Source organism: Streptomyces sp. NPDC048192, assembly GCF_043202415.1.
Taxonomy (GTDB): Bacteria; Actinomycetota; Actinomycetes; order Streptomycetales; family Streptomycetaceae; genus Streptomyces.
Genome location: NZ_JBIDAL010000022.1, coordinates 28,607 through 51,472, shown reverse-complemented (window position 1 = coordinate 51,472; position 22,866 = coordinate 28,607). Strand labels below are relative to the sequence as shown.

The following is a 22,866-nucleotide window of genomic DNA, read 5'->3' as shown; positions in this document are numbered from 1 at the left end:
GTCAGACGGATGCACGAGGCCCGGCTTCCCGCGCGGAAGCCGGGCCTCAGGTCATCCAGCGGTCGGGGCGGGCGTCGCGGCGGCCCGTGCGGGACCGCTCCGCCTGGGCGTGCAGCAGCCGTACGGCCTCCTCGGCGTCCCGCAGCCCGGCCGTGACGGTCCTGCCGGCCCCCGTGTCCACATGGACCTCGGCGAGCCGCCACAGCCGCCGCCAGGGCCCCTGGGTCAGCCGTACGCTCTGCACCTTGGCGTGCGGAACCAGCGCCAGCCGGCGCCGCAGCAGGCCGTGCCGGGCGGCGAACACGGAGCCGGTGACCGCGAGGCGGTGCCCGCGCCACCACACCGGCAGGCACCAGCGGGCCCGCCGGGGCGGCCCCGACAGCTCCTGAGGCACCGTCACGCCCGGCAGCACGCGCGTGAGGACCGACTCCGCGACCGGGCCGGGCGCGACCGGCACCAGCACCGGGTTCGCGGACCCGGCCACGTCCAGTTCCACCCGCACCCAGCCGAGCCGCCGCCACAGCAGCGGCTCCACCAGCCGCACGGTCTGCACCCGGCCGGGCGGCACCGTCTCGTGCGTACGGTCCAGCAGCCCCCGGTCGATGCGCAGCCCGTCCGGCGACTCGCTCACCGTCCAGTCGAACTCGGCGGCGAACCGTCCCGCGCTGCGGGCGCCGGCCGCGCCGAACAGCGGCAGGGCGGTCGCGAGAACCGTCCACAGGCTGTGGGTGATGAGCCACAGCACGGCCGGCACGACGAGCGCGGCGCACAGCGAGAACCAGGTGGCGCCCGTCAGCACCAGGGACAGCGCCAGCGCGCGCGGGGGCACGCGCAGCAGTACGTGCGCCGGTGCCTCGCCGACGTCACGCGCCGTCTCGGGCGCGAAGCCCGCCGCGCGCGCGAGCAGTTCCGCGCGCAGCGCGCGGGCCTCCTGCTCGCCGAGGAAGGCCAGTTCGTCCTTGTCGTCGGCGCCGACGACGTCGATCCGCAGTTTGGCGACGCCCGCCACGCGCGCGAGGAGGGGACGGGAGACGTCCACGGCCTGGATGCGCTCCAGCCGGATGTGCGCGGTGCGCCGGAACAACAGGCCCGTGCGGATGCGCAGTTCGGTGTCGGTGACCGCGAAGTGCGTGAACCACCAGGACAGGAAGCCGTAGAGGCCGGCCGCGGGCACCAGCACCGCGAGGCCGAGCAGCAGCGCGGTGGTGGTCAGCCGCGTCAGCTGCGCCTGCGTCGCGTCCGGGTCGTGCACCGCCCATCCGGCGAGCACGGCGACCGGCGCCCACGCCCGCCGGAAGGGCGTGACGGGGTGCAGCCGCCGCTCCGTCACGGCCGCGCGGTCCGAGGGACAGGCGTGTGCGGCGTCCGCGGGGTACGCGGGCGCGGTGTCCGCCGCGTCGCCGCGGTCCGGGGTGGTCACAGGCCCGCCGAACGTGCCTCGCCCAGCTCGGTGAGCCGGTCGCGCAGCCGTTCCGCCTCGGCCGGGTCCAGGCCGGGGATGGTGGCGTCGGTCGCGGCGGCCGCCGTGTGCAGCTGCACGGTGGCCAGCCCGAAGCGTCGCTCGACGGGCCCGGAGGTGACCTCCACCAGCTGCATCCGCCCGTACGGCACCACCGTCTCCTCGCGCCACAGGACACCGCGGCTGATCAGCAGGTCGTCCGCGCGCTCGGCGTACCGCCACGAGCGCCAGTTCCGCCGCACCAGCCGCCGGCCCCCTGCGCCGCCGGCCGCCGGCACCAGCGCGAACGCCGCCCACGCGGGCCCCACGGCCAGCCCCAGGACCAGCCCGGTGGCGAGGGCCAGCCCCGCCGCCCAGACCAGCACGAGCATCAGCCGCATCCGCAGCAGAGCGGGCTCCAGGCCCCGCCACACCGGCTCGGCCCCCGGTATACCGGTCTCGTCAAGGCTCCCCGTCTCCATGGGGCCAGCGTACGTAGGGGAAACTGGGGCCATGACTCCTACGACGGAGACCACGGTCGGAATCGGCGGCGCCGCGGAAAGCACCGACATGGTGCTCAACATCGGGCCTCAGCATCCGTCCACGCACGGTGTGCTGCGGCTCAGGCTGGTGCTGGACGGGGAGCGCATCGTGCACGCGGAGCCGGTGATCGGCTATATGCACCGCGGGGCGGAGAAGCTCTTCGAGGCGCGCGACTACCGCCAGATCATCGTGCTGGCCAACCGCCACGACTGGCTGTCGGCGTTCTCCAACGAACTGGGCGTGGTCCTCGCCGTGGAGCGGATGCTCGGCATGGAGGTGCCCGAGCGGGCGGTGTGGACGCGCACGCTGCTGGCAGAGCTGAACCGGGTCCTGAACCACCTGATGTTCCTCGGCTCCTACCCGCTGGAGCTGGGCGGGATCACGCCGGTGTTCTACGCGTTCCGGGAGCGCGAGGTGCTCCAGAACGTCATGGAGGAGGTCTCCGGCGGGCGCATGCACTACATGTTCAACCGGGTCGGCGGCCTCAAGGAGGACCTGCCGGCCGGATGGGCCGCACGCGCGCGTGCCGCCGTCGCCGACGTGCGCTCGCGCATGGACGTCTTCGACCACCTGGTCCTCGGCAACGAGATCTTCCGCGGCCGCACGGGCGGGGTGGGGGTGCTCGCGCCGGAGACCGTGCACGCGTACGGGGTCAGCGGGCCCATCGCGCGCGCCTCGGGCGTGGACTTCGACCTGCGCCGCGACGAGCCGTACCTGGCGTACGGCGACCTCGGGGGCACCCTGAAGGTCGCCACCCGTGTCGAGGGGGACTGCCTCGCCCGTTTCGAGGTGCTGCTGGAGCAGACCCACAACGCGCTCGACCTCGCGGACGCCTGCCTGGACCGGATCCCCGAGCTGCCGCCCGGCCCGATCAACCAGCGGTTGCCGAAGGTGCTGAAGGCACCCGAGGGGCACACGTACGCGTGGACCGAGAACCCGCTCGGCATCAACGGCTACTACCTGGTCAGCAAGGGCGAGAAGACGCCGTACCGGCTGAAGCTGCGCTCGGCCTCCTACAACAACATCCAGGCGCTGACCGAGCTGCTGCCGGGGACGCTGGTGGCGGACATGGTGGCGATCCTGGGCTCGATGTTCTTCGTGGTCGGCGACATCGACAAGTAGGGGGCGAATTCCTGCGGCTGCGCAGGGCCGATGAGGGGCGGAGGGCTCAGGCGAGCGGGTCGGCGATACCGACCGGCTGGACCAGCCAGGCGAAGTCGCCGAGCCCGCCCGGGGCGGTGAGTTCTGCGGCCTCCCCGGCGCCCGCGAGGGCGCGCACGTAGGACGCGGGGTCCGTGGAGGCCAACGCGAGCGGGGGGCGTGCGCCGGTGATGCCGAGAGCACGCAGCGCGGCGCGCTGCGTGAGCAGGCGCGCGGCAGGCAGAGCGCACACCGGCCCGGAGGGAACGTGCGCCCCGCCCGGAGCTGTGCCCTGCGTGCCAGAGGGCGTCTGCGCTCCGCCCGAGGGGGTGCCCGGCGTTCGCGAAGGCGCGTGCGCCCCGCCCGGGCGCGTGCCCGGCGTGCCCGAGGGCGCCTGGGCCATGGGAGCCGTTGCGCAGGCGTCCAGGGCGACGTGGGCCGTGATGTCGCATGATCCGTCGGGCACCGGTGGTGTCTCGCGGCCGGCGCGGAAGCCGGCGAGGGTGCCGAACGGGGGGCGCGCGTCGGCCGTGTGGGCGTAGTCCACGGCGACCGCGAGGCCGCGCACCACCCGGTGCACCGCCGACGCCCACGCCAGGTCGCGGGGCAGCCCGATCTCCGCGCGCAGCCCTTCCTCGGGCGGCAGCGGCCACCACCGGGCGAGCCAGTCGGCGTCCGCGCCGGTCACCGGCTCCCCGAGCCGCTCGCTGCCGTCGTCGGCGACCAGCACCAGCCTGGGCACGCCCACGGGGTCGACCTCGACGACGTCCACGGGCACGTTGTCCAGCCACTCGTTGGCGAACAGCAGGCCGGTGACGGCGGCCGGGGGAGCGTCCAGCCAGGTGACGCGGTCGTCGAGACCGGCAGGGCGGCCGGCGCGTTCGACGGCGTACGCACGCGCGCGTGCGGCCACGTCCGCCGGCAGGGCGGCCAGCACCCCGGTCACCAGTTCGCCGCGCCCCGCGCCCATGTCGACGAAGTCCAGCGCGGCCGGCCGGCCCAGCGCCTCGTCGACCCGGCACAGCAGCCGGGCCACGGCCCGCGCGAACAGCGGGGAGGCGTGCACGGACGTACGGAAGTGGCCGGCCGGGCCCTCCGGACGGCGGTAGAAGCCGCCGGGGCCGTACAGCGCCGCCTCGGCCGCCGCGCGCCAGCCGTGCGGTGCGGCGCCCTCGCGGGCGCGCCGTTCCGTTTCCCCCGCCGTCCCATCCGTCACCGCACCAGACTAGGCGCACAGATGATCACCTCCTCCACCTTGCGGAGTACGCGCGCCGGACGCGGATCGGCCCTCCGGTTGACCCCTGCACGCATCTGGTTTGCCTACGCTGGGTTACGTGCAGCGCCTCTATGACTTCCTCCGCCGCCACCCGACGTGGGTCGACACCTTCTGGGCCGTCGCCCTGTTCGGGCTGTCCGGTGTGAGCGTGGTCAATCTGAGCGGGGCGCCCGGTCATCACATGTCGGTCGCCGCCGGGATGGCCGTGTCGTTCGTGCTGTGCGTCGTCGTGGCGCTGCGCCGCCGTTTCCCGGAGCCGATGCTGCTGGTCGCCCTGGCGACCGGGCTGGTCCAGCTGGTGCTGGACGTCGAGACGACCGTCGCCGACTTCGCGATGCTGGTGATCACCTACACGGTGGCGGCGGTCGGTGCGCGCTGGGCATCCCGGCTCGCGCTCGTCGTCAGCCTGTGCGCGGCGGCCTTCGCCCAGCTGCGCTGGCCGGCCGAGCACGCGGGCTTCCTCGGGCGGATCGCCATCGTCGCCTTCCAGACGGTGCCGTTCGCGCTCGCCTGGGTGCTCGGCGACTCCATGCGCACCCGGCGCGCCTACTTCGCCCAGCTGGAGGAGCGCGCGGCCCGCCTGGAGAAGGAGCGCGAGGCGCAGTCGAAGGTGGCGGTGGCCGCCGAACGCGCCCGCATAGCGCGCGAGTTGCACGATGTGGTCGCACACAACGTGTCGGTGATGGTGGTGCAGGCCGACGGTGCCGCGTACGTCCTGGACGCCGCCCCCGACCAGGCCAGGAAGGCGCTGGAGACGATCTCCTCCACCGGCCGCCAGGCGCTCGCCGAGATGCGCCGCCTGCTGGGCGTGCTGCGCACCGGGGAGCACCAGGAGGGCGGGGAGTACGTCCCCCAGCCGGACGTCGAGCAGATCGACGACCTCGTCGAGCAGTGCCGCAACGCCGGCCTCCCGGTCGACTTCAAGGTCGAGGGCACCCCGCGTCCGCTGCCGAGCGGCGTGGAGCTGACCGCGTACCGGATCGTGCAGGAGGCGCTCACCAACACCCGCAAGCACGGCGGTCCCAACGCGGGCGCGAGCGTGCGGCTGGTCTACTTCGACGACGGGCTCGGCCTGCTCGTCGAGGACGACGGCAAGGGCGCCCCGCACGAGCTGTACGAGGAGGGCGGCGCCGACGGCCGGGGGCACGGCCTGATCGGCATGCGCGAGCGGGTCGGCATGGTGGGCGGCACCCTGGACGCCGGACCGCGGCCCGGCGGAGGATTCCGCATCAGCGCCCTGCTCCCGCTCAAACCGGCGCACTGACACAGCCGCACGCCCTCGACTGACACCTGTCACGCCCCGCCCGACGCCACGACACACCCCTCACCGACCGAAAGAGGCCCGATGACGATCCGCGTGATGCTCGTCGACGACCAGGTGCTGCTGCGCACCGGGTTCCGGATGGTGCTCGCCGCCCAGCCGGACATGGAGGTCGTCGCGGAGGCGGGCGACGGCGTCGAGGCCCTGCGGGTGCTGGAGTCCACGCCCGTCGACGTCGTCCTGATGGACGTCCGCATGCCGAAGCTGGACGGCGTGGAGGCCACCCGGCGGATCTGCGCCGCGGCCGACCCGCCGAAGGTGCTGATCCTTACCACCTTCGACCTGGACGAGTACGCGTTCTCCGGGCTGAAGGCGGGCGCCTCCGGGTTCATGCTCAAGGACGTGCCGCCCGGTGATCTGCTGGCGGCGATCCGCGCGGTGCACAGCGGCGACGCGGTGGTGGCGCCGTCCACCACCCGGCGCCTGCTGGACCGCTTCGCCCCGATGCTGCCCTCCACCGGCAAGGAGCCGCAGGCCAGGGAGCTGGACCGGCTCACCGACCGCGAGCGCGAGGTGATGGTGCTGGTCGCGCAGGGCCTGTCCAACGGCGAGATCGCGGCCCGGCTGGTGCTGAGCGAGGCGACGGTGAAGACCCACGTCGGCCGCATCCTCACCAAGCTCGGCCTGCGCGACCGGGTCCAGGTGGTGGTGCTGGCCTACGAGACCGGCCTGGTGCGGGCGGGCGGCCACGGCTGAGCCCGGGAGCCGGGCCCGCCGGTCACCCCGCCGGAAGGCGCGTGACGAAGCCGGCGACGGCCGTCCGCACGTCGTCCGCCGTCCACCGAAGGCCCTCGGAGCGCACGGCGACCTCCGTGAAGGACAGGCCGGGGCCGCCACGGTCCCAGGGTCCGGCGAAGAGGCAGACCCCCGTCTCCTCGGCCTGGCGCACCGCCGCCTCCATGAGGACGTCGGGGTCGTACGGCAGCCAGACCTGGAAGTCGTGGGTGTGGGGTTCCTCGGGGTGCACGCGGGCCCACGGCAGGCCGGCCGCGGCGAAACCCTCGCGCAGCGCGGCGGCGACCACGCGCGCGTGCCGCACGTAGTCCGGCAGCCGGGGCAGCTCCCGCTCCAGGCCGGCGAGCGCCGACAGCACCGTCGGGAACTGCTGGAAGACCATGCCGCCGTACCGGTGCCGCCAGGTCTTCGCCTCCTCCACCAGCGTCTTCGGGCCGGCCAGCGCGGCGCCGCCGAAGCCGTCGAGGGACTTGTAGAACGACACGTAGACGCTGTCGGCGAGGTCGGCGATCTCCGCGAGCGTGCGGCCGAAATGGACCGTGCTCTCCCACAGGCGCGCGCCGTCGAAGTGCACCACCGCGTCGCGCTCCCGCGCCGCCTCGACGACCTCGGTCAGCTCCTCCCAGGCGGGCAGCACGAAACCGGCGTCCCGCAGGGGCAGTTCCAGCATCAGCGCCCCGAAGGGCTCGTCGAAGTCGCGTATCTCGGCGGCGGTCGGCAGCCGCGGCTCACTGGTCACCCGCACCGGGCGCAACCCGCTGACCTCGCTGAAGGCGTGCCGTTCGTGCACCTCCGGGTGGGCCAGGGCGTGCAGGGCCACCGCGCGGTCGCCGGTGCGGCCCGCCCAGCAGCGCAGCGCCACCTGCTGGGCCATCGTGCCGGTCGGGAAGAACGCGGCCGCCTCCGTGCCGAGCAGGGACGCGACCCGCTCCTCCAGGTCCGCCACGATGCCGTTGCCGTAGATGTCCGCGGGCTGGTCCAGGTCGTACACCTCGGGCGCCACCTGCTGGAGGTCCGCCAGCCGCTCCCGGATCGTGCGCCCGGCGCCCTGCCGCGCCAGCACGCGCTCCGCCTTCGCGACGGCGGCCCGGCGCCGCGCCCGCATCGCCTCCCTCGGAGACTGCTCCGCCTGCCGCTGGTCCCGCTGCTCTGCGTCCGGTCGCGCTTCATCGGTCATGTGCGGATCATGCCGTGCGGCGGCCCGGACGGACAGCCGAATTTCCCCGCGCGGACGCGCTGCCGCACCGCTCGCCCGGGCCTGCGGGGCGTGGCGTAACCCACAGCCTGTGGACGACGGGTCGGCTCCGGACCGAGATAGCGTTAACATGACGAGAAATCGTCCGGTACCCAGAGCGGACTGGAACGGGAAGGCCGCCGTCGCGTGAGTACAGTCCACCAGCAAGACCTCAGGGACCGCCCCGCGCGGCTCACCGTCGGCGTCGTCGGCGCCGGCCGCGTGGGTCCCGCGCTCGCCGCGTCCCTCCAGCTCGCCGGACACCGCCCCGTGGCCGTCTCCGGCGTCTCCGACGCCTCCCGGCGGCGCGCCGAGACCATGCTCCCGGACGTGCCGCTGGTGCCGCCCGCCGAGGTCCTCGACCGCGCCGACCTGGTGCTGCTCACCGTCCCCGACGACGTCCTGCCCGGACTGGTCTCCGGACTCGCCGAGACCGGTGCGGTGCGGGCCGGGCAGCTGCTCGTGCACACCTCCGGCCGGTACGGCGCCAAGGTCCTCGACCCGGCCCTGCGCGCGGGCGCGCTGCCGATGGCCCTGCACCCCGCGATGACCTTCACCGGCACCCCGGTGGACGTGCAGCGCCTGGCCGGCTGCTCCTTCGGCGTCACCGCGCCCGAGGAGCTGCGGCTGGCCGCCCAGGCGCTCGTCATCGAGATGGGCGGCGAGCCGGAGTGGATCAGCGAGGAGAACCGCCCGCTGTACCATGCGGCGCTCGCCCTCGGCGCGAACCACCTGGTGACCCTGGTCGCCCAGTCGATGGAGCTGCTGCGCACCGCGGGCGTCGAGGCCCCCGACCGGATGCTCGGCCCGCTGCTCGGCGCCGCCCTCGACAACGCGCTGCGCTCCGGCGACGCGGCGCTCACCGGCCCCGTCGCGCGCGGGGACGCCGGCACGGTCGCCGCGCACATCACCGAGCTGCGCGCGCACGCCCCGCAGACCGTCGCCGGCTATGTGGCGATGGCCCGCGCGACCGCCGACCGGGCGCTCGCGCACGGCCTGCTCAAGCCCGAACTCGCCGAGGACCTGCTCGGCGTGCTGGCCGACGGGGCCGCCGGCCCGAATGGCGGCACCGGCCCGGGCACCACCGGCACCGAGGGGAACGACCGATGACCACCGCCCTGCTGAGCACCGCCGACGAACTGCACGCGCGAGTGCGCCGGGGCCGCCGCGCCGTCGTGATGACCATGGGCGCCCTGCACGAGGGCCACGCCACCCTGATCCGCACCGCACGCGGGATCGCGGGAGCGGACGGCGAGGTCGTCGTCACCGTCTTCGTCAACCCGCTGCAGTTCGGCGCGGGCGAGGACCTGGACCGCTACCCGCGTACCCTCGACGCCGATGTGAAGATCGCCGAACAGGCCGGAGCGGACGTGGTGTTCGCGCCCTCCGTGGACGAGGTCTACCCCGGCGGCGCCCCCCGGGTCCGCATCAGCGCCGGACCCATGGGCGAACGCCTGGAGGGCGCCTCGCGGCCCGGCCACTTCGACGGCATGCTCACCGTCGTCGCCAAGCTGCTGCACCTCACCCGTCCCGACGCGGCCCTGTACGGCCAGAAGGACGCCCAGCAACTGGCCCTGATCCGGCGCATGGTGCGGGACCTGAACTTCGGCGTCGAGATCGTCGCCGTACCGACCGTGCGCGAGGAGGACGGGCTCGCCCTGTCCAGCCGCAACCGCTACCTCTCGCCGGCCGAGCGCACCACCGCGCTCGCGCTGTCCCGCGCGCTGTTCGCGGGCCGCGACCGGCACGCCGCGCAGGAGGCGCTGCGCGCGCGTGCCCGCGAAGTGCCCTCCACACAGGCGCGTGCCGAGGCGCTGAGCGCCCTCGGGGAGTCCCGTGCCGCCGCCGACGCCCACGCGGTCGCCACGGCGTCCCCCGGCGGTCCGGCCGCCGTCCGCGCCGCCGCCCGCCAGGTGCTGGACGAGGCCGCGCGCTTCGTCCCGCCGCTCGAACTGGACTACCTCGCCCTCGTCGACCCGTCCGACTTCACCGAGATCGGCGACGACTTCACCGGCGAGGCCGTCCTGGCCGTCGCCGCGCGGGTCGGCACGACCCGGCTGATCGACAACCTCCCCCTCACCTTCGGAACCCTCGGAGCCGCCTCGTGACCAGCACAGGCATACGACTGCACGCGCCCGCCCCCGGCTGGGCCATCTCCGCGGACGTGGTCGTCGTCGGCTCCGGAGTGGCCGGCCTGACCGCGGCCCTGCGCTGCGAGGCCGCGGGCCTGAGCACCGTGGTCGTCACCAAGGCCCGCCTGGACGACGGCTCCACCCGCTGGGCGCAGGGCGGCATCGCGGCCGCCCTCGGCGAGGGCGACACGCCCGAGCAGCACCTTCAGGACACCCTCGTGGCCGGCGCGGGCCTGTGCGACGAGGAGGCGGTGCGGACCCTCGTCACCGAGGGCCCCGACGCCGTACGGCGGCTGATCTCCACCGGCGCCCACTTCGACACCGACGACGAGGGCGACATCCAGCTCACCCGCGAGGGCGGCCACCACCGGCGGCGCATCGCGCACGCGGGCGGCGACGCGACCGGCGCGGAGGTCTCCCGCGCCCTCGTGGAGGCCGTCCAGGCGCGTGGGGTGCGCACGATCGAGAACGCGCTCGTGCTGGACCTGCTGACCGACGCCGAGGGCCGTACGGCCGGTGTCACGCTGCACGTGATGGGCGAGGGCCAGCACGACGGCGTGGGCGCCGTGCACGCCCCCGCGGTCGTCCTCGCCACCGGCGGCATGGGCCAGGTGTTCTCCGCGACCACCAACCCGTCGGTGTCCACCGGTGACGGCGTGGCGCTGGCGCTGCGCGCGGGCGCCGAGGTCTCCGACCTGGAGTTCGTCCAGTTCCATCCGACCGTGCTGTTCCTCGGCGCGGACGCGGAGGGCCAGCAGCCGCTGGTCTCCGAGGCGGTGCGCGGCGAGGGCGCCCACCTGGTCGACGCCGACGGCGTGCGCTTCATGGCCGGGCAGCACGAGCTGGCCGAGCTGGCGCCCCGGGACATCGTGGCCAAGGGCATCATGCGGCGGATGCTGGAGCAGGGCGCCGAGCACATGTACCTCGACGCCCGGCACTTCGGCGCCGAGATGTGGCAGCACCGCTTCCCGACGATCCTGGCCGCCTGCCGTGCCAACGGCATCGACCCGGTCACCGAGCCCATCCCGATCGCCCCGGCCGCCCACCACGCCTCCGGCGGCGTGCGCACCGACGCCCGCGGCCGCACCACCGTGCCGGGTTTGTACGCGTGCGGCGAGGTCGCCTGCACCGGCGTGCACGGCGCCAACCGGCTCGCCTCCAACAGCCTCCTCGAGGGGCTCGTCTACGCCGAGCGGATCGCCGCAGACATCGCTCGGACCCGAGCGGAGAACGGCCTCCACGCGCGCGTGCCCCAGCCGGTCCCGGAGCCCGGCAGGCCCGCGCACCCGCTGCTCGCCCCCGAGGCGCGGTTCGCCATCCAGCGGATCATGACCGAGGGCGCCGGCGTGCTGCGCTCCGAGGAGTCCCTGGCCAGGGCCGCCGAACAGCTCCAGCGGCTGCACGGCGAGGCCCGTGACGCCCTGGACGAGAACGGCAAGACCGCCGAGCCGGGCGTCGACACCTGGGAGGCCACCAACCTCCTGTGCGTCGCGCGGGTCCTGGTCGCCGCCGCGCGGATGCGCGATGAGACCCGCGGCTGCCACTGGCGCGCGGACCGCGCCGAGCGCGACGACACCCACTGGCGGCGGCACATCGTCGTACGGCTGAACCCCGACCGGTCGCTGGCCGTGCACACCACCGACACCGCAGACTTCCCCCCGACCCGGTAACACCAGCGCCCAGGAGCAGTGACGAACGTGAGCACCGACGACCTTCCCCTCGCCTCGACCGGCGGCTGCGGCGACGGCTGCGCCTGCGGCGCCGAGGGCGACGAGGAGTACCTGGAGAGCGGGCTCGACCCCGCGCTCGCCGAGCTGCTGGCCGCCGCCGGGCTCGACCCCGTGGAGGTCGAGGACATCGCCAACGTGGCCATCCAGGAGGACCTGGACGGCGGCGTGGACGTGACGACCGTCTCCACCATCCCCGAGGACGCCGTCGCCACCGGCGACTTCACCGCGCGCGAGGGCGGTGTCGTGGCCGGTCTGCGCGTCGCCGAGGCCGTGCTCTCCGTGGTGTGCACGGACGAGTTCGAGGTCGAGCGGCACGTCGAGGACGGCGACCGGATCGAGGCCGGGCAGAAGCTGCTGTCGGTCACCACGCGCACGCGCGACCTGCTGACCGCCGAGCGCAGCGCCCTGAACATCCTGTGCCGCCTGTCCGGCATCGCGACCGCCACGCGCGCGTGGGCGGACGCGCTGGAGGGCACCAGGACCCGCGTGCGGGACACCCGCAAGACGACCCCGGGCCTGCGCTCGCTGGAGAAGTTCGCCGTCCGCTGCGGCGGCGGCGTCAACCACCGCATGTCGCTGTCCGACGCGGCCCTGGTCAAGGACAACCACGTGATCGCGGCCGGCGGCGTCGCGCAGGCCTTCAAGGCCGTACGGGAGAACTTCCCGGACATCCCGATCGAGGTCGAGGTCGACACCCTGCACCAGCTGCGGGAGGTCGTCGAAGCCGGCGCGGACCTGATCCTGCTGGACAACTTCACGCCCGACGAGTGCGCGGAGGCCGTCGGGATCGTGCGCGGCCGGGCCCTGCTGGAGGCCTCCGGCCGGCTCACGCTCGACACCGCGCGTGTCTACGCGGACACGGGCGTGGACTTCCTGGCGGTCGGCGCGCTCACCCACTCCGCGCCGATCCTGGACATCGGCCTCGACCTGCGCGAGGCGGAGTAACGGCCATGCTCCTCACGATCGACGTCGGCAACACCCACACCGTCCTCGGCCTGTTCGACGGCGAGGACATCGTCGAGCACTGGCGCATCTCCACGGACGCCCGCCGTACGGCGGACGAGCTGGCGGTGCTGCTCCAGGGCCTGATGGGCATGCACCCGCTGCTCGGCGACGAGCTGGGCGACGGCATCGACGGCATCGCGATCTGCGCGACCGTTCCGTCGGTGCTGCACGAGCTGCGCGAGGTCACCCGGCGCTACTACGGCGACGTGCCCGCCGTGCTGGTCGAGCCGGGCGTGAAGACGGGCGTGCCGATCCTCACCGACAACCCCAAGGAGGTCGGCGCGGACCGGATCATCAACGCGGTCGCCGCCGTCGAGCTGTACGGCGGCCCGGCGATCGTCGTGGACTTCGGTACGGCGACCACGTTCGACGCGGTCTCCGCGCGCGGGGAGTACGTCGGCGGGGTGATCGCGCCCGGCATCGAGATCTCCGTCGAGGCGCTCGGCGTCAAGGGCGCGCAGCTGCGGAAGATCGAGGTGGCCCGGCCGCGCAGCGTGATCGGCAAGAACACCGTCGAGGCCATGCAGGCCGGCATCGTGTACGGCTTCGCCGGGCAGGTCGACGGGGTCGTCAGCCGGATGGCGCGGGAGCTGGCCGACGACCCGGACGACGTGCGGGTGATCGCGACGGGCGGGCTCGCGCCGATGGTGCTGGGGGAGTCCTCGGTGATCGACGAGCACCAGCCCTGGCTGACGCTGATCGGGCTGCGGCTGGTGTACGAGCGCAACGTGGCCCGGCTCTGAGGCGACCGGCATGACCCCGGTCGGGGGAACCGGGAGCGACACGCGGCGAACCAATATGCCAGGTTCGTCACTTTTGTCCGATTAGCGGTAGCGTCGCCGCATGCCCACGCCATACGGATCCCGCGGCGGCATGGCGTTCGGCGTGGAGGAGCTCCATGTGCTCCGCCGCGCCCTCGCCCTCGCCCTTCACCCCGGCCAGACGTCCGCCGAGGACGTGCAGGACTGCTTCCGGCTCGCCGAGGCGCTCGACGAGGCGATGCGCGAGGGAGCGAGACTGCGCGCCTTCCTGGTGGCCGACCTCGGCCGGTACCGGGCCGCCCTGCCGGGCACCGTGACCGGCTATCTCGCCCTCCTGGAGGAGGCGCTTTCGGCCGGACACCGGCCGACGCCGGACGATCTCGCGGCGCTGCGGGCGCTGCGCGGGAACCCGGCGGCGGCCGCGCTGCTGGACCGCTGCCAGGCGCTGGCCGAGCAGGACGTGCGTGCCCGGTTCGCGCAGGGCGCGCGCAAGGTCCCGGCGCCCGCCGTACCGCCCTCCAGGACCCGCCTGACGGCCCTTCCCGGCGGCGGAGGAGTGCCCGGGGTCCGGCAGGCGGCCGAACAGGCCGGAGAGCCGCAGAAGCCGGCCCAGAGGCCTCCGCAGAAGCAGCCGGCGCCGAAGCCCGCGCCGGCGCCCGGGGAGCGGCCCGGCGCGGAGCCGGCGGCGCCGAAGCGGCCCATTCCGACGCCGGGCGAGGTCTTCCCGCGCCGCAAGCCCACGCCTCCGGCGGCCCCCGCCGCCGAACCCCGCCAGCTGGCGGCGGGCTGACCGGCACCGGGTTCCCACCCGCCAGCTGTGCGGGCATCGTCGCCGGGTGCGGGCGGCCCCGGCGGGGGTGGCGCCCGCGTGCGGGGTTTGCGCACCCCGTGACCTTTCGCCCGGTGCGGCGTGGCTACTCTGGTGGGCATGGACTACGTCTCCGCGCTCGTGCCCCCGGTCGTGATGGCCGTGTTCTTCATCGGTGTGGTCAGGGTGATCGTGAAGACCCAGGGCGGGGCCGCCAAGGCCAAGGAGGACGCGGCCGTCGACGCCGCCCTCGCGCGCGCGGAGAACGCGCGGCAGGCCTCCGCCCGCGACGCCTGATCCCTCACCCCCCTCGTCCGCGTACGGCTCCCGGCGCCTCGGCGCGCCCTCGAGCCGTGCGCCCTTTTTGTTCTCATTCACGGGATCGAGGCACGTCCGGCACGCCATGGACCGGTTCTCCCACTATTGTTCTGAGTTGTGCCTCGCCCATTGGGAGAACTCGAAGACGCGGTCATGACGCGGGTGTGGAAGTGGAACCGCCCGGTGACCGTTCGAGAAGTCCTGGAAGACCTCCAGCAGGAACGCTCCATCGCGTACACCACCGTGATGACCGTTTTGGACAATCTCCATCAGAAGGGCTGGGTGCGTCGCGAGGCGGAAGGGCGCGCCTATCGATATGAGGCCGTCTCGACGCGAGCCGCCTACGCCGCCGCCCTCATGAACGACGCCTGGTCGCAGAGCGACAACCCGGCCGCCGCTCTCGTCGCCTTCTTCGGGATGATGAGCGAGGAACAGCGTCAGGCCCTCAGGGACGCCGTACGCATCGTTCAGGGACCGGAAATCGCGGATGCCATCCGCGATCGCGACCGGGAGAACCCCGAGCCCGGTGAAGAGAACCCCGACTCGGCGCAGGGCACCGACGGGCGATAGCGTCCGTCCATGTCTGCAGAGCGTCCCGAAGTCACCGCGAGGGCCATCACCGTCCGGCGTGCCCGGACCGGCGACGTCCCGGCCGTACGCCGCCTCCTCGACGCCTACGTCCGCGACGGCATCCTGCTCGACAAAGCCACGGTCACGCTTTACGAGGACATCCAGGAGTTCTGGGTCGCGGAACGCGACGACAACGCCGAGGTGGTCGGCTGCGGCGCGCTGCACGTCATGTGGGAGGACCTCGCGGAAGTCCGCACTCTCGCGGTGAAGCCCGGCCTCAAGGGCGCCGGCGTCGGCCACCGGTTGCTGGAGAAGCTGCTGCAGACCGCGCGCTGGCTCGGTGTTCGCCGCGTTTTCTGCCTGACCTTCGAAGTGGACTTCTTCGGCAAGCACGGCTTCGTGGAGATCGGGGAGACACCGGTCGACACCGATGTGTACACGGAGCTGTTGCGTTCCTATGACGAGGGCGTCGCGGAGTTCCTGGGTCTCGAACGAGTGAAACCGAACACCTTGGGCAACAGCCGGATGCTTCTGCATCTGTGATCGTCATTGCCCGGTGGCCTATGTCCGAAACGCGCATGTTTCCGGGCAGGAGCGGCCTGCCGGTCCTCTACCGGTGCTCTCCCAGGGGTTTGTGTTTTTCCGGCAAAAGCGGTTTGCTTTCCGACGTACTGCAGTACTGCATATAACAGGGGCGGCGAAACGGCGGACGCCGCACACCCCCTTGCCCTCAACGTTATCGATGAAAGGAAATCCGGTGGCACAGAAGGTTCAGGTCCTTCTTGTCGACGACCTCGACGGCGGCGAGGCGGACGAGACCGTGACGTTCGCGCTGGACGGCAAGACGTACGAGATCGATCTCACGACCGCCAATGCGGACAAGCTGCGCAGCCTTCTCGACCCCTATGTGAAGGGCGGTCGTCGTACCGGTGGCCGGGCGTCGGGCGGGCGTGGAAAGGCCCGTGCCGCTTCCGGTGGCAACCAGGACACCGCGGCGATCCGCGCCTGGGCGAAGGAGAACGGTTACGAGGTCAACGACCGCGGTCGTGTTCCCGCGTCCATTCGCGAGGCCTACGAGAAGGCCAACGGCTGATCCCGCCGGCAGGCGGCCGGCGGCCCGGTGCGCGGGCGCCGCAGCCGGATCCGGTGGCACTGCGCTGCCACCGTGTCCAGCAGCCGTACGAGATCGGGGGCGCGCTGTCCGCGCCCCATGGCCGGCAGCGCCGGCAGCGAGGCCTCGACCTCGCCTCCAGCCCCAGGGGGCCGCAACCACACGGCGGCCCCCTGCGAGGTTTCGGCCCAGTGGAGAGCGGCTCCCGGCGGGGCCGGCGCCTCGATCGCCCCGCCCTCGCCCAGGGCCCGCAGATCGAGGGTGACGGCGCTCCACTCCAGCCAGTCCAGCAGGCCCGGCAGCTCCTCCGCGCTGCCCGGGGCCACCAGCAGCCGCATCCGGTCGCCCTGGAGGGCCACCGGAGAGGCCGGCGCGAGATGCCGGAGCGCCTGCGCGCCCGCCTCGGCCGGCACGTCAAGCACGTCGAACCGCACCCCCGTGACCAGCCGCAGCGGCCGTCCGGGCACCGTCGCCCAGCCCAGTTCGTTCTCGTACCAGTGCCGGGCCCGGGCCCGGGGGCCGGCGGCGAGAGCGCGGGCGCCCGCGGCGTCCGGATCGAGAGGGCGCCGGGGAAGGGGGACCGTTGAGGCTGTGGGGACCGAGCGGGCCATGCCAAGTGCAACCGCCGAATCGGCCACCGGGTTACGCTGGGTGCCTCGTTGATTGCTCACCGTGGCGAAAACGGGGGCGCGCGGGGGTACGGGGAGGCGCAAGGTTGTTCGCCCATAGCGGAGGGAACCGGTGCGCGCCGCATGGAGTGTCAGTGGCTGCGGGTAAGACATGCCTAGTGGGAGGGGGCGACGCGCGGGAGAGGCCGTCTCACGTTCGCCATCGGCGTAGTGGCGAGTGGGGTAACTGCCTGGCCTGCGGGAACATCGTCTCGCACCATCGGGTTGGAGCAGATGTCGGCGCACACGGTCAGGAGGCCATCGACGGTGTCGGCAGTTGGAATGAGCGGTCCCCGCTTGCGGGACTAAGCTGCGGAAGGACAGGGAGGGGAAGTTCCCCCCACTGCCTGACCGCTCTGAGGAGCGATTAACGATGTTCGAGAGGTTCACCGACCGCGCGCGGCGGGTTGTCGTCCTGGCTCAGGAAGAAGCCCGGATGCTCAACCACAACTACATCGGCACCGAGCACATCCTCCTGGGTCTCATCCACGAGGGTGAAGGTGTCGCCGCTAAGGCCCTGGAGAGCCTCGGCATTTCGCTTGAGGCGGTCCGCCAGCAGGTGGAGGAGATCATCGGCCAGGGCCAGCAGGCCCCGTCCGGGCACATCCCCTTCACCCCCCGTGCCAAGAAGGTCCTGGAGCTGTCGCTCCGAGAGGCTCTTCAGCTGGGCCACAACTACATCGGCACGGAGCACATCCTGCTCGGCCTGATCCGCGAGGGCGAGGGCGTCGCCGCCCAGGTCCTCGTCAAGCTGGGCGCAGACCTCAACCGGGTGCGGCAGCAGGTCATCCAGCTGCTCTCCGGCTACCAGGGCAAGGAGACCGCCACCGCCGGCGGCCCGGCCGAGGGCACCCCCTCGACCTCTCTCGTCCTGGACCAGTTCGGCCGGAACCTCACCCAGGCCGCCCGTGAGTCCAAGCTCGACCCGGTCATCGGGCGCGAGAAGGAGATCGAGCGGGTCATGCAGGTGCTGTCCCGCCGTACCAAGAACAACCCGGTGCTGATCGGTGAGCCCGGCGTCGGCAAGACCGCCGTCGTCGAGGGCCTCGCCCAGGCCATCGTCAAGGGCGAGGTGCCCGAGACGCTGAAGGACAAGCACCTCTACACGCTGGACCTCGGCGCCCTGGTCGCCGGCTCCCGCTACCGCGGTGACTTCGAGGAGCGCCTGAAGAAGGTGCTCAAGGAGATCCGCACCCGCGGCGACATCATCCTGTTCATCGACGAGCTGCACACGCTGGTCGGTGCGGGTGCTGCCGAGGGCGCCATCGACGCGGCCTCCATCTTGAAGCCGATGCTGGCCCGCGGCGAGCTGCAGACCATCGGTGCGACCACCCTGGACGAGTACCGCAAGCACCTGGAGAAGGACGCGGCCCTGGAGCGCCGCTTCCAGCCCATCCAGGTCGCCGAGCCGTCCCTGCCGCACACGATCGAGATCCTCAAGGGCCTGCGCGACCGCTACGAGGCGCACCACCGCGTCTCCATCACGGACGAGGCCCTGGTCCAGGCGGCCACCCTGGCCGACCGCTACATCTCCGACCGCTTCCTGCCGGACAAGGCGATCGACCTGATCGACGAGGCGGGCTCGCGGATGCGCATCCGCCGGATGACCGCTCCGCCGGACCTGCGCGAGTTCGACGAGAAGATCGCCGCCGTCCGCCGGGACAAGGAGTCCGCGATCGACTCGCAGGACTTCGAGAAGGCCGCCTCCCTGCGCGACAAGGAGAAGCAGCTCCTGGCCGCCAAGGCCAAGCGGGAGAAGGAGTGGAAGGCCGGCGACATGGACGTCGTCGCCGAGGTCGACGGCGAGCTGATCGCCGAGGTCCTCGCCACGGCCACCGGCATCCCGGTCTTCAAGCTGACCGAGGAGGAGTCCAGCCGCCTGCTCCGCATGGAGGAGGAGCTGCACAAGCGGGTCATCGGCCAGAACGACGCCGTCAAGGCGCTGTCGAAGGCGATCCGCCGTACGCGCGCGGGCCTGAAGGACCCGAAGCGTCCGGGTGGTTCGTTCATCTTCGCCGGCCCGTCCGGTGTCGGTAAGACCGAGCTGTCCAAGGCGCTCGCCGAGTTCCTCTTCGGTGACGAGGACGCGCTGATCTCCCTCGACATGTCGGAGTTCAGCGAGAAGCACACGGTCTCGCGTCTCTTCGGTTCGCCCCCCGGTTACGTGGGCTACGAGGAGGGCGGCCAGCTGACCGAGAAGGTGCGCCGCAAGCCGTTCTCCGTCGTGCTGTTCGACGAGGTGGAGAAGGCCCACCCGGACATCTTCAACTCGCTGCTGCAGATCCTGGAGGACGGTCGCCTGACCGACTCCCAGGGCCGGGTCGTGGACTTCAAGAACACGGTCATCATCATGACGACCAACCTCGGCACCCGGGACATCTCCAAGGGCTTCAACCTCGGCTTCGCCGCCGCGGGTGACACGAAGACCAACTACGAGCGCATGAAGAACAAGGTGTCGGACGAGCTCAAGCAGCACTTCCGCCCCGAGTTCCTCAACCGCGTCGACGACGTGGTGGTCTTCCCGCAGCTGACGCAGGAGGACATCCTGCGGATCGTCGACCTGATGATCAGCAAGGTGGACGAGCGCCTGAAGGACCGGGACATGGGCATCGAGCTCTCCCAGTCCGCCAAGGAGCTGCTGGCCAAGAAGGGTTACGACCCGGTGCTGGGCGCCCGGCCGCTGCGCCGCACGATCCAGCGCGAGGTCGAGGACACGCTCTCGGAGAAGATCCTCTTCGGCGAGCTGCGCCCCGGCCACATCGTGGTCGTGGACACGGAAGGTGAGGGCGAGGCCCAGAAGTTCACCTTCCGCGGTGAGGAGAAGTCGGCGCTGCCCGACGTCCCGCCGATCGAGCAGGCGGCCGGCGGCGCCGGTCCGAACCTGAGCAAGGAGGCGTAAGCCTCCGGCCGGACGGCCGAACACGAGAGGGGCCGGTGCTGCTCAGCACCGGCCCCTTTCCGTGCGCTGGAGCGTGACGGGCGCCTACGACAACTGACCGTCGTAGTCCGGCAGTTTGAAGGTCCTCTCCGCGTGGCCGCCGGAAAGGTCGGTGGCGCTGTTGCCGATGTTCGCGATGATCGTGTAGCCCTTGTTCTCGATGTCGACGCGCTGGGCGGTCTTGTAGGCGGCGACATCCTTGAACAGATCGAACAGGCCGCGGACGTAGAGGCCGGAGACGTCGTAGCCGTCGTGTTCGAGGTTGTACTCGGTGGGCAGGTAGATGATGCCCGGACGGGCCGTGACGAAGAACAGCGAGACGCCGTGCTCCTGGGCGTACCGCGCGACGTTCAGGACGGGCTTGTTGGCCGGCTGCGGGTAGCTGAAGCCGAAGTCGGTCTCCAGCGTGGTGTTGTCGATGTCGAAGACGATCGCCTGCTTCTCGCCCGGCCCCGCCTCGGCGATGCGTTCCTTCAGGTACGGCAGGGCCTGGTCCATCACCGTCTGGCAGTCCTTCTGCCAGGTGGCGTAGTCGACCTTCGCGGAGGAGGTGCTCGTGGCCGGCGCCGTGCCGTCCGCCGCCTGGGCCGGGGCGGCCAGGGCGGCCAGAGCGGCCACGGAGACGGCGGTTGCGCAGATGCGGGGCGCCCAGGGGCGTCTGGTCATCGGTGGGGGTCCTCTCACGTCCGTACGCGCGATCCGTACGCGTCCTGAAATGTCAGGGGCATGATCTGAGGTGCGGGTGGCGCGAGGGGAACCGTAGGGTTACTGCACGGTAGGTGACCAGAGGCGTGCGTCACATTTCGGCGCGGGCGTGGCCGCGAGCGCCGGCGGACGCCGGCCTACCGCTCGCCGCGGGCGCGCTGGTGCGCCTGGGTGACCAGGTCCATGGCGACCTCGAGCACGGCCTGCCGCACCTTGGCGGGGTCGCGTTCCAGGTCCTGCATCACGAACATCCCGGCGTGCAGGGTGAACATCGCGCTGACCGAGCGCACCTGGTCGACGAGGTCGGCCTCCGGGTCGATGAGGATGTCCCGCAGGCCGCGCATCCGGTCCTTGAAGGTGTCGCCGATGCGCAGTTCCCGCACTGTCGCCTGGTTCTCCTGCATGAAGCGGAACAACGGCTCCGCGCCGGCCAGGGCCGCGCTGTAGCGCCGTACGATCTCCTGCTTCGTCTCCAGGGTGTGCGGCTGGCTGCGGCCCCACTCGATCAGGTCCTCGATCGGCTGCGTCAGGTCCTCGAAGAGGCTGACGATGATCTCTTCCTTGGTCTTGAAGTGGTAGTACAGGGCCGCCTTCGTCACGTCGAGACGCTCGGCGATCTCGCGCAGAGAAGTCTTCTCGTAGCCCTGCTCCGCGAAGAGTTCGAGCGCGACGTCCTGGATGCGCTGGCGGGTGTTGCCGCGGCGCTGCTGCTTGGTGCCGTCCATGGTGCCGCCCATCCTCGTACTCCTCGCGCTCCCGCGGAAACTTACTTGACGCCCGGCTAGTTACGGGGCTACCTTCCCAGTGTAATGAACTAGCCGGGCGGCAAGTAAGTAGCCGCCGTAGGGGGAGTGAGCAGAGATGGCGGACACAGTAGAAAACGTCACGGAGAGTAAACGGCCCAGGAGCGTGCGCGTGGTCCTGCTCGCGCTCATGATCGCGATGATGCTCGCGATGCTGGACAACATGATCGTGGGCACGGCGATGCCGACGATCGTGGGCGAACTGGGCGGCCTGGAGCACCTGTCCTGGGTGGTCACCGGCTACACCCTGGCCACCGCGGCGTCGACCCCGATCTGGGGCAAGATCGGCGACATGTACGGGCGCAAGGGCGCCTTCCTCAGCTCGATCGTGCTGTTCCTGATCGGATCGGCACTCAGCGGCATGGCCCAGAACATGGACCAGCTGATCGGCTTCCGGGCCGTGCAGGGTCTCGGCGCCGGCGGTCTGATGGTCGGCGTCATGGCGATCATCGGCGACCTGATACCGCCGCGGGAGCGCGGCAAGTACACCGGCATGATGGCCGGTGTCATGGCGCTGGCGATGATCGGCGGCCCGCTGGTCGGCGGCACCATCACCGACAACTGGGGCTGGCGCTGGTCCTTCTACATCAACCTGCCGCTCGGCGCCGTCGCGCTGGCGCTGGTCAGCGCCGTGCTGCACCTGCCCAGGAAGCGGTCGCAGGCGCGCATCGACTACCTCGGCGTCGCGCTGCTGACCGTCGGCATCACCGCGATCGTGCTGGTCACCACCTGGGGCGGCACCGAGTACGCCTGGACCTCCGCCCGGATCATGGAGCTGATCGCCCTCGGCGTCGTCGCCCTGATCGGCTTCGTGTGGTGGCAGACCAAGGCCGTCGAGCCGGTGCTGCCGCTGCACATGTTCAAGAGCCGCAACTTCACCCTGATGTCCCTCATCGGCTTCATCACCGGCTTCGTGATGTTCGGCGCCACGCTCTACCTGCCGCTGTACCAGCAGTCGGTGCAGGGCGCCTCGGCGACCAACTCCGGTCTGCTGCTGCTGCCGATGCTCGGCGCGATGCTCGTGACCTCGATGGTCGCGGGCCGGGTCACCACCAGCAGCGGCCGCTACAAGGTCTTCCCCGTGGCAGGCGGCGCCCTGATGATCGCCGGACTGTATCTGCTGTCGCTGATGGACACGGGCACGACCCGGCTGACCTCGGGCATCTACATGGCCGTGCTGGGCCTGGGCATGGGCTGCCTGATGCAGATCACCATGCTGGTCGCGCAGAACAGCGTGGAGATGAAGGACATGGGCGTCGCGTCCTCGTCCACCACCCTGTTCCGTACGCTCGGTTCCTCCTTCGGCGTGGCCATCATGGGCGCGCTGTTCAACGACCGCGTCAAGCACGTGATGGCCGAGCGGGCCGGCGCCCTGGGCAAGGGCGTCACCGAGAAGTCCGCGCAGCTGGACGCGAAGAGCCTGGCCAAGCTGCCCGCCACGGCGCGCGAGGCCTACCAGCACGCGGTGTCCGCCGGCACCCACTCGGCGTTCCTGCTGGGCTCGGGGATCGCGGTGATCGTGCTCGTCGCGTCGCTGTTCGTGAAGGAGGTCCCGCTGCGGACCGGCAAGCCCTCGGCGGAGAGCGGCGAGGACGCGGCTCCGGTGCAGGTCGCCGAGCCCGTGTGAGGC

Annotated in this window: 22 protein-coding genes; 15 read left to right on the top strand and 7 right to left on the bottom strand. The window is 72.1% G+C overall.

Annotated features, from left to right (window positions below):
- Positions 1-46: 46 nt before the first annotated feature.
- Positions 47-1,330, bottom strand: a complete 1,284-nt coding sequence (locus ACGFZN_RS35270) for a PH domain-containing protein (protein WP_393862610.1) — start codon at positions 1,328-1,330, stop codon at positions 47-49.
- A gap of 86 nt (positions 1,331-1,416) precedes the next feature.
- Positions 1,417-1,920 carry a PH domain-containing protein gene (locus tag ACGFZN_RS35265; protein WP_393862541.1) on the bottom strand — a complete coding sequence of 168 codons (504 nt, stop codon included), beginning with the start codon at positions 1,918-1,920 and terminating at the stop codon, positions 1,417-1,419.
- Positions 1,921-1,951: 31 nt separating this feature from the next.
- Between ACGFZN_RS35265 and ACGFZN_RS35260 the strand changes: the two genes are divergently transcribed.
- Positions 1,952-3,103, top strand: coding sequence for an NADH-quinone oxidoreductase subunit D (locus ACGFZN_RS35260; protein WP_393862540.1), 1,152 nt, complete (start codon positions 1,952-1,954; stop codon positions 3,101-3,103).
- A 46-nt stretch (positions 3,104-3,149) separates the two neighbouring features.
- Here the strand turns inward: ACGFZN_RS35260 and ACGFZN_RS35255 are convergent, their stop codons facing one another.
- Positions 3,150-4,337 (bottom strand): SAM-dependent methyltransferase, encoded by a 1,188-nt coding sequence (locus ACGFZN_RS35255; RefSeq protein ID WP_393862539.1) that lies wholly within the window; start codon positions 4,335-4,337, stop codon positions 3,150-3,152.
- A gap of 118 nt (positions 4,338-4,455) precedes the next feature.
- Here ACGFZN_RS35255 and ACGFZN_RS35250 point away from each other — a divergent pair, with 118 nt between their 5' ends.
- The gene (locus ACGFZN_RS35250; RefSeq protein WP_393862538.1) at positions 4,456-5,661 is read left to right on the top strand and encodes a sensor histidine kinase; all 1,206 of its coding nucleotides are present in this window, start codon (positions 4,456-4,458) and stop codon (positions 5,659-5,661) included.
- Between the two features lie 81 nt (positions 5,662-5,742).
- Positions 5,743-6,414 (top strand): response regulator, encoded by a 672-nt coding sequence (locus tag ACGFZN_RS35245; RefSeq protein WP_393862537.1) that lies wholly within the window; start codon positions 5,743-5,745, stop codon positions 6,412-6,414.
- 22 nt (positions 6,415-6,436) lie between these two features.
- On the opposite strand, the gene ACGFZN_RS35240 is transcribed toward ACGFZN_RS35245, so the two are convergent.
- Complete coding sequence (locus ACGFZN_RS35240) at positions 6,437-7,558, bottom strand: threonine aldolase family protein (RefSeq protein ID WP_393862609.1); 1,122 nt, start codon at positions 7,556-7,558, stop codon at positions 6,437-6,439.
- A 276-nt stretch (positions 7,559-7,834) separates the two neighbouring features.
- On the opposite strand from ACGFZN_RS35240, the gene ACGFZN_RS35235 reads away from it, so the two are divergent.
- From ACGFZN_RS35235 to ACGFZN_RS35190, 10 genes are all read left to right on the top strand, one after another.
- Positions 7,835-8,797 carry a Rossmann-like and DUF2520 domain-containing protein gene (locus ACGFZN_RS35235; RefSeq protein WP_393862536.1) on the top strand — a complete coding sequence of 321 codons (963 nt, stop codon included), beginning with the start codon at positions 7,835-7,837 and terminating at the stop codon, positions 8,795-8,797.
- Positions 8,794-9,795 carry a pantoate--beta-alanine ligase gene (gene panC, locus ACGFZN_RS35230; protein WP_393862535.1) on the top strand — a complete coding sequence of 334 codons (1,002 nt, stop codon included), beginning with the start codon at positions 8,794-8,796 and terminating at the stop codon, positions 9,793-9,795. Before ACGFZN_RS35235 ends, panC begins: the two co-directional genes overlap by 4 nt.
- Positions 9,792-11,489 carry an L-aspartate oxidase gene (locus ACGFZN_RS35225; protein ID WP_393862534.1) on the top strand — a complete coding sequence of 566 codons (1,698 nt, stop codon included), beginning with the start codon at positions 9,792-9,794 and terminating at the stop codon, positions 11,487-11,489. The genes panC and ACGFZN_RS35225 overlap by 4 nt, the downstream gene beginning before the upstream one ends.
- A gap of 27 nt (positions 11,490-11,516) precedes the next feature.
- Complete coding sequence (gene nadC, locus ACGFZN_RS35220) at positions 11,517-12,494, top strand: carboxylating nicotinate-nucleotide diphosphorylase (protein WP_393862533.1); 978 nt, start codon at positions 11,517-11,519, stop codon at positions 12,492-12,494.
- 5 nt (positions 12,495-12,499) lie between these two features.
- Positions 12,500-13,297: a type III pantothenate kinase gene (locus ACGFZN_RS35215; protein ID WP_330338577.1), complete on the top strand. Its 798-nt coding sequence runs from the start codon at positions 12,500-12,502 to the stop codon at positions 13,295-13,297.
- 130 nt (positions 13,298-13,427) lie between these two features.
- The gene (locus ACGFZN_RS35210; RefSeq protein ID WP_393862608.1) at positions 13,428-14,105 is read left to right on the top strand and encodes a hypothetical protein; all 678 of its coding nucleotides are present in this window, start codon (positions 13,428-13,430) and stop codon (positions 14,103-14,105) included.
- A 138-nt stretch (positions 14,106-14,243) separates the two neighbouring features.
- Positions 14,244-14,420: a hypothetical protein gene (locus tag ACGFZN_RS35205; RefSeq protein WP_393862532.1), complete on the top strand. Its 177-nt coding sequence runs from the start codon at positions 14,244-14,246 to the stop codon at positions 14,418-14,420.
- A 174-nt stretch (positions 14,421-14,594) separates the two neighbouring features.
- Positions 14,595-15,011, top strand: coding sequence for a BlaI/MecI/CopY family transcriptional regulator (locus tag ACGFZN_RS35200; RefSeq protein WP_393862607.1), 417 nt, complete (start codon positions 14,595-14,597; stop codon positions 15,009-15,011).
- Positions 15,012-15,020: 9 nt separating this feature from the next.
- On the top strand, positions 15,021-15,554 hold the full coding sequence (locus ACGFZN_RS35195; RefSeq protein WP_393862531.1) for an amino-acid N-acetyltransferase: 534 nt from the start codon (positions 15,021-15,023) through the stop codon (positions 15,552-15,554).
- A gap of 214 nt (positions 15,555-15,768) precedes the next feature.
- Positions 15,769-16,104, top strand: a complete 336-nt coding sequence (locus tag ACGFZN_RS35190; RefSeq protein WP_059251614.1) for an Lsr2 family protein — start codon at positions 15,769-15,771, stop codon at positions 16,102-16,104.
- Here the strand turns inward: ACGFZN_RS35190 and ACGFZN_RS35185 are convergent.
- Complete coding sequence (locus ACGFZN_RS35185; RefSeq protein ID WP_393862530.1) at positions 16,083-16,733, bottom strand: SCO3374 family protein; 651 nt, start codon at positions 16,731-16,733, stop codon at positions 16,083-16,085. The genes ACGFZN_RS35190 and ACGFZN_RS35185 overlap by 22 nt on opposite strands.
- A 430-nt stretch (positions 16,734-17,163) precedes the next feature.
- On the opposite strand from ACGFZN_RS35185, the gene ACGFZN_RS35180 reads away from it, so the two are divergent.
- The gene (locus tag ACGFZN_RS35180) at positions 17,164-19,689 is read left to right on the top strand and encodes an ATP-dependent Clp protease ATP-binding subunit (protein ID WP_393862529.1); all 2,526 of its coding nucleotides are present in this window, start codon (positions 17,164-17,166) and stop codon (positions 19,687-19,689) included.
- 84 nt (positions 19,690-19,773) lie between these two features.
- On the opposite strand, the gene ACGFZN_RS35175 is transcribed toward ACGFZN_RS35180, so the two are convergent.
- Both ACGFZN_RS35175 and ACGFZN_RS35170 read right to left on the bottom strand, forming a co-directional pair.
- Complete coding sequence (locus ACGFZN_RS35175) at positions 19,774-20,394, bottom strand: HAD family acid phosphatase (protein ID WP_393862528.1); 621 nt, start codon at positions 20,392-20,394, stop codon at positions 19,774-19,776.
- Positions 20,395-20,570: 176 nt separating this feature from the next.
- Entirely contained in the window at positions 20,571-21,170 is a 600-nt protein-coding gene (locus ACGFZN_RS35170; RefSeq protein WP_393862527.1) for a TetR/AcrR family transcriptional regulator, read from the bottom strand.
- A gap of 124 nt (positions 21,171-21,294) precedes the next feature.
- Here ACGFZN_RS35170 and ACGFZN_RS35165 point away from each other — a divergent pair, with 124 nt between their 5' ends.
- Positions 21,295-22,863 (top strand): MDR family MFS transporter, encoded by a 1,569-nt coding sequence (locus tag ACGFZN_RS35165; protein WP_393862526.1) that lies wholly within the window; start codon positions 21,295-21,297, stop codon positions 22,861-22,863.
- The last annotated feature ends 3 nt before the right edge of the window (positions 22,864-22,866 follow it).

What these genes read in the sequence shown, in the direction of transcription:
- ACGFZN_RS35265 (WP_393862541.1), bottom strand. Translation starts at nt 1,920, where the DNA reads ATGGAGACGGGGAGCCTTGACGAGACCGGTATACCGGGGGCCGAGCCG.
- ACGFZN_RS35260 (WP_393862540.1), top strand. Translation starts at nt 1,952, where the DNA reads ATGACTCCTACGACGGAGACCACGGTCGGAATCGGCGGCGCCGCGGAA.
- ACGFZN_RS35245 (WP_393862537.1), top strand. Translation starts at nt 5,743, where the DNA reads ATGACGATCCGCGTGATGCTCGTCGACGACCAGGTGCTGCTGCGCACC.
- ACGFZN_RS35240 (WP_393862609.1), bottom strand. Translation starts at nt 7,558, where the DNA reads ATGCGGGCGCGGCGCCGGGCCGCCGTCGCGAAGGCGGAGCGCGTGCTG.
- panC (WP_393862535.1), top strand. Translation starts at nt 8,794, where the DNA reads ATGACCACCGCCCTGCTGAGCACCGCCGACGAACTGCACGCGCGAGTG.
- ACGFZN_RS35215 (WP_330338577.1), top strand. Translation starts at nt 12,500, where the DNA reads ATGCTCCTCACGATCGACGTCGGCAACACCCACACCGTCCTCGGCCTG.
- ACGFZN_RS35210 (WP_393862608.1), top strand. Translation starts at nt 13,428, where the DNA reads ATGGCGTTCGGCGTGGAGGAGCTCCATGTGCTCCGCCGCGCCCTCGCC.
- ACGFZN_RS35205 (WP_393862532.1), top strand. Translation starts at nt 14,244, where the DNA reads ATGGACTACGTCTCCGCGCTCGTGCCCCCGGTCGTGATGGCCGTGTTC.
- ACGFZN_RS35200 (WP_393862607.1), top strand. Translation starts at nt 14,595, where the DNA reads ATGACGCGGGTGTGGAAGTGGAACCGCCCGGTGACCGTTCGAGAAGTC.
- ACGFZN_RS35195 (WP_393862531.1), top strand. Translation starts at nt 15,021, where the DNA reads ATGTCTGCAGAGCGTCCCGAAGTCACCGCGAGGGCCATCACCGTCCGG.
- ACGFZN_RS35185 (WP_393862530.1), bottom strand. Translation starts at nt 16,733, where the DNA reads ATGGCCCGCTCGGTCCCCACAGCCTCAACGGTCCCCCTTCCCCGGCGC.
- ACGFZN_RS35180 (WP_393862529.1), top strand. Translation starts at nt 17,164, where the DNA reads ATGTTCGAGAGGTTCACCGACCGCGCGCGGCGGGTTGTCGTCCTGGCT.
- ACGFZN_RS35175 (WP_393862528.1), bottom strand. Translation starts at nt 20,394, where the DNA reads ATGACCAGACGCCCCTGGGCGCCCCGCATCTGCGCAACCGCCGTCTCC.
- ACGFZN_RS35170 (WP_393862527.1), bottom strand. Translation starts at nt 21,170, where the DNA reads ATGGGCGGCACCATGGACGGCACCAAGCAGCAGCGCCGCGGCAACACC.
- ACGFZN_RS35165 (WP_393862526.1), top strand. Translation starts at nt 21,295, where the DNA reads ATGGCGGACACAGTAGAAAACGTCACGGAGAGTAAACGGCCCAGGAGC.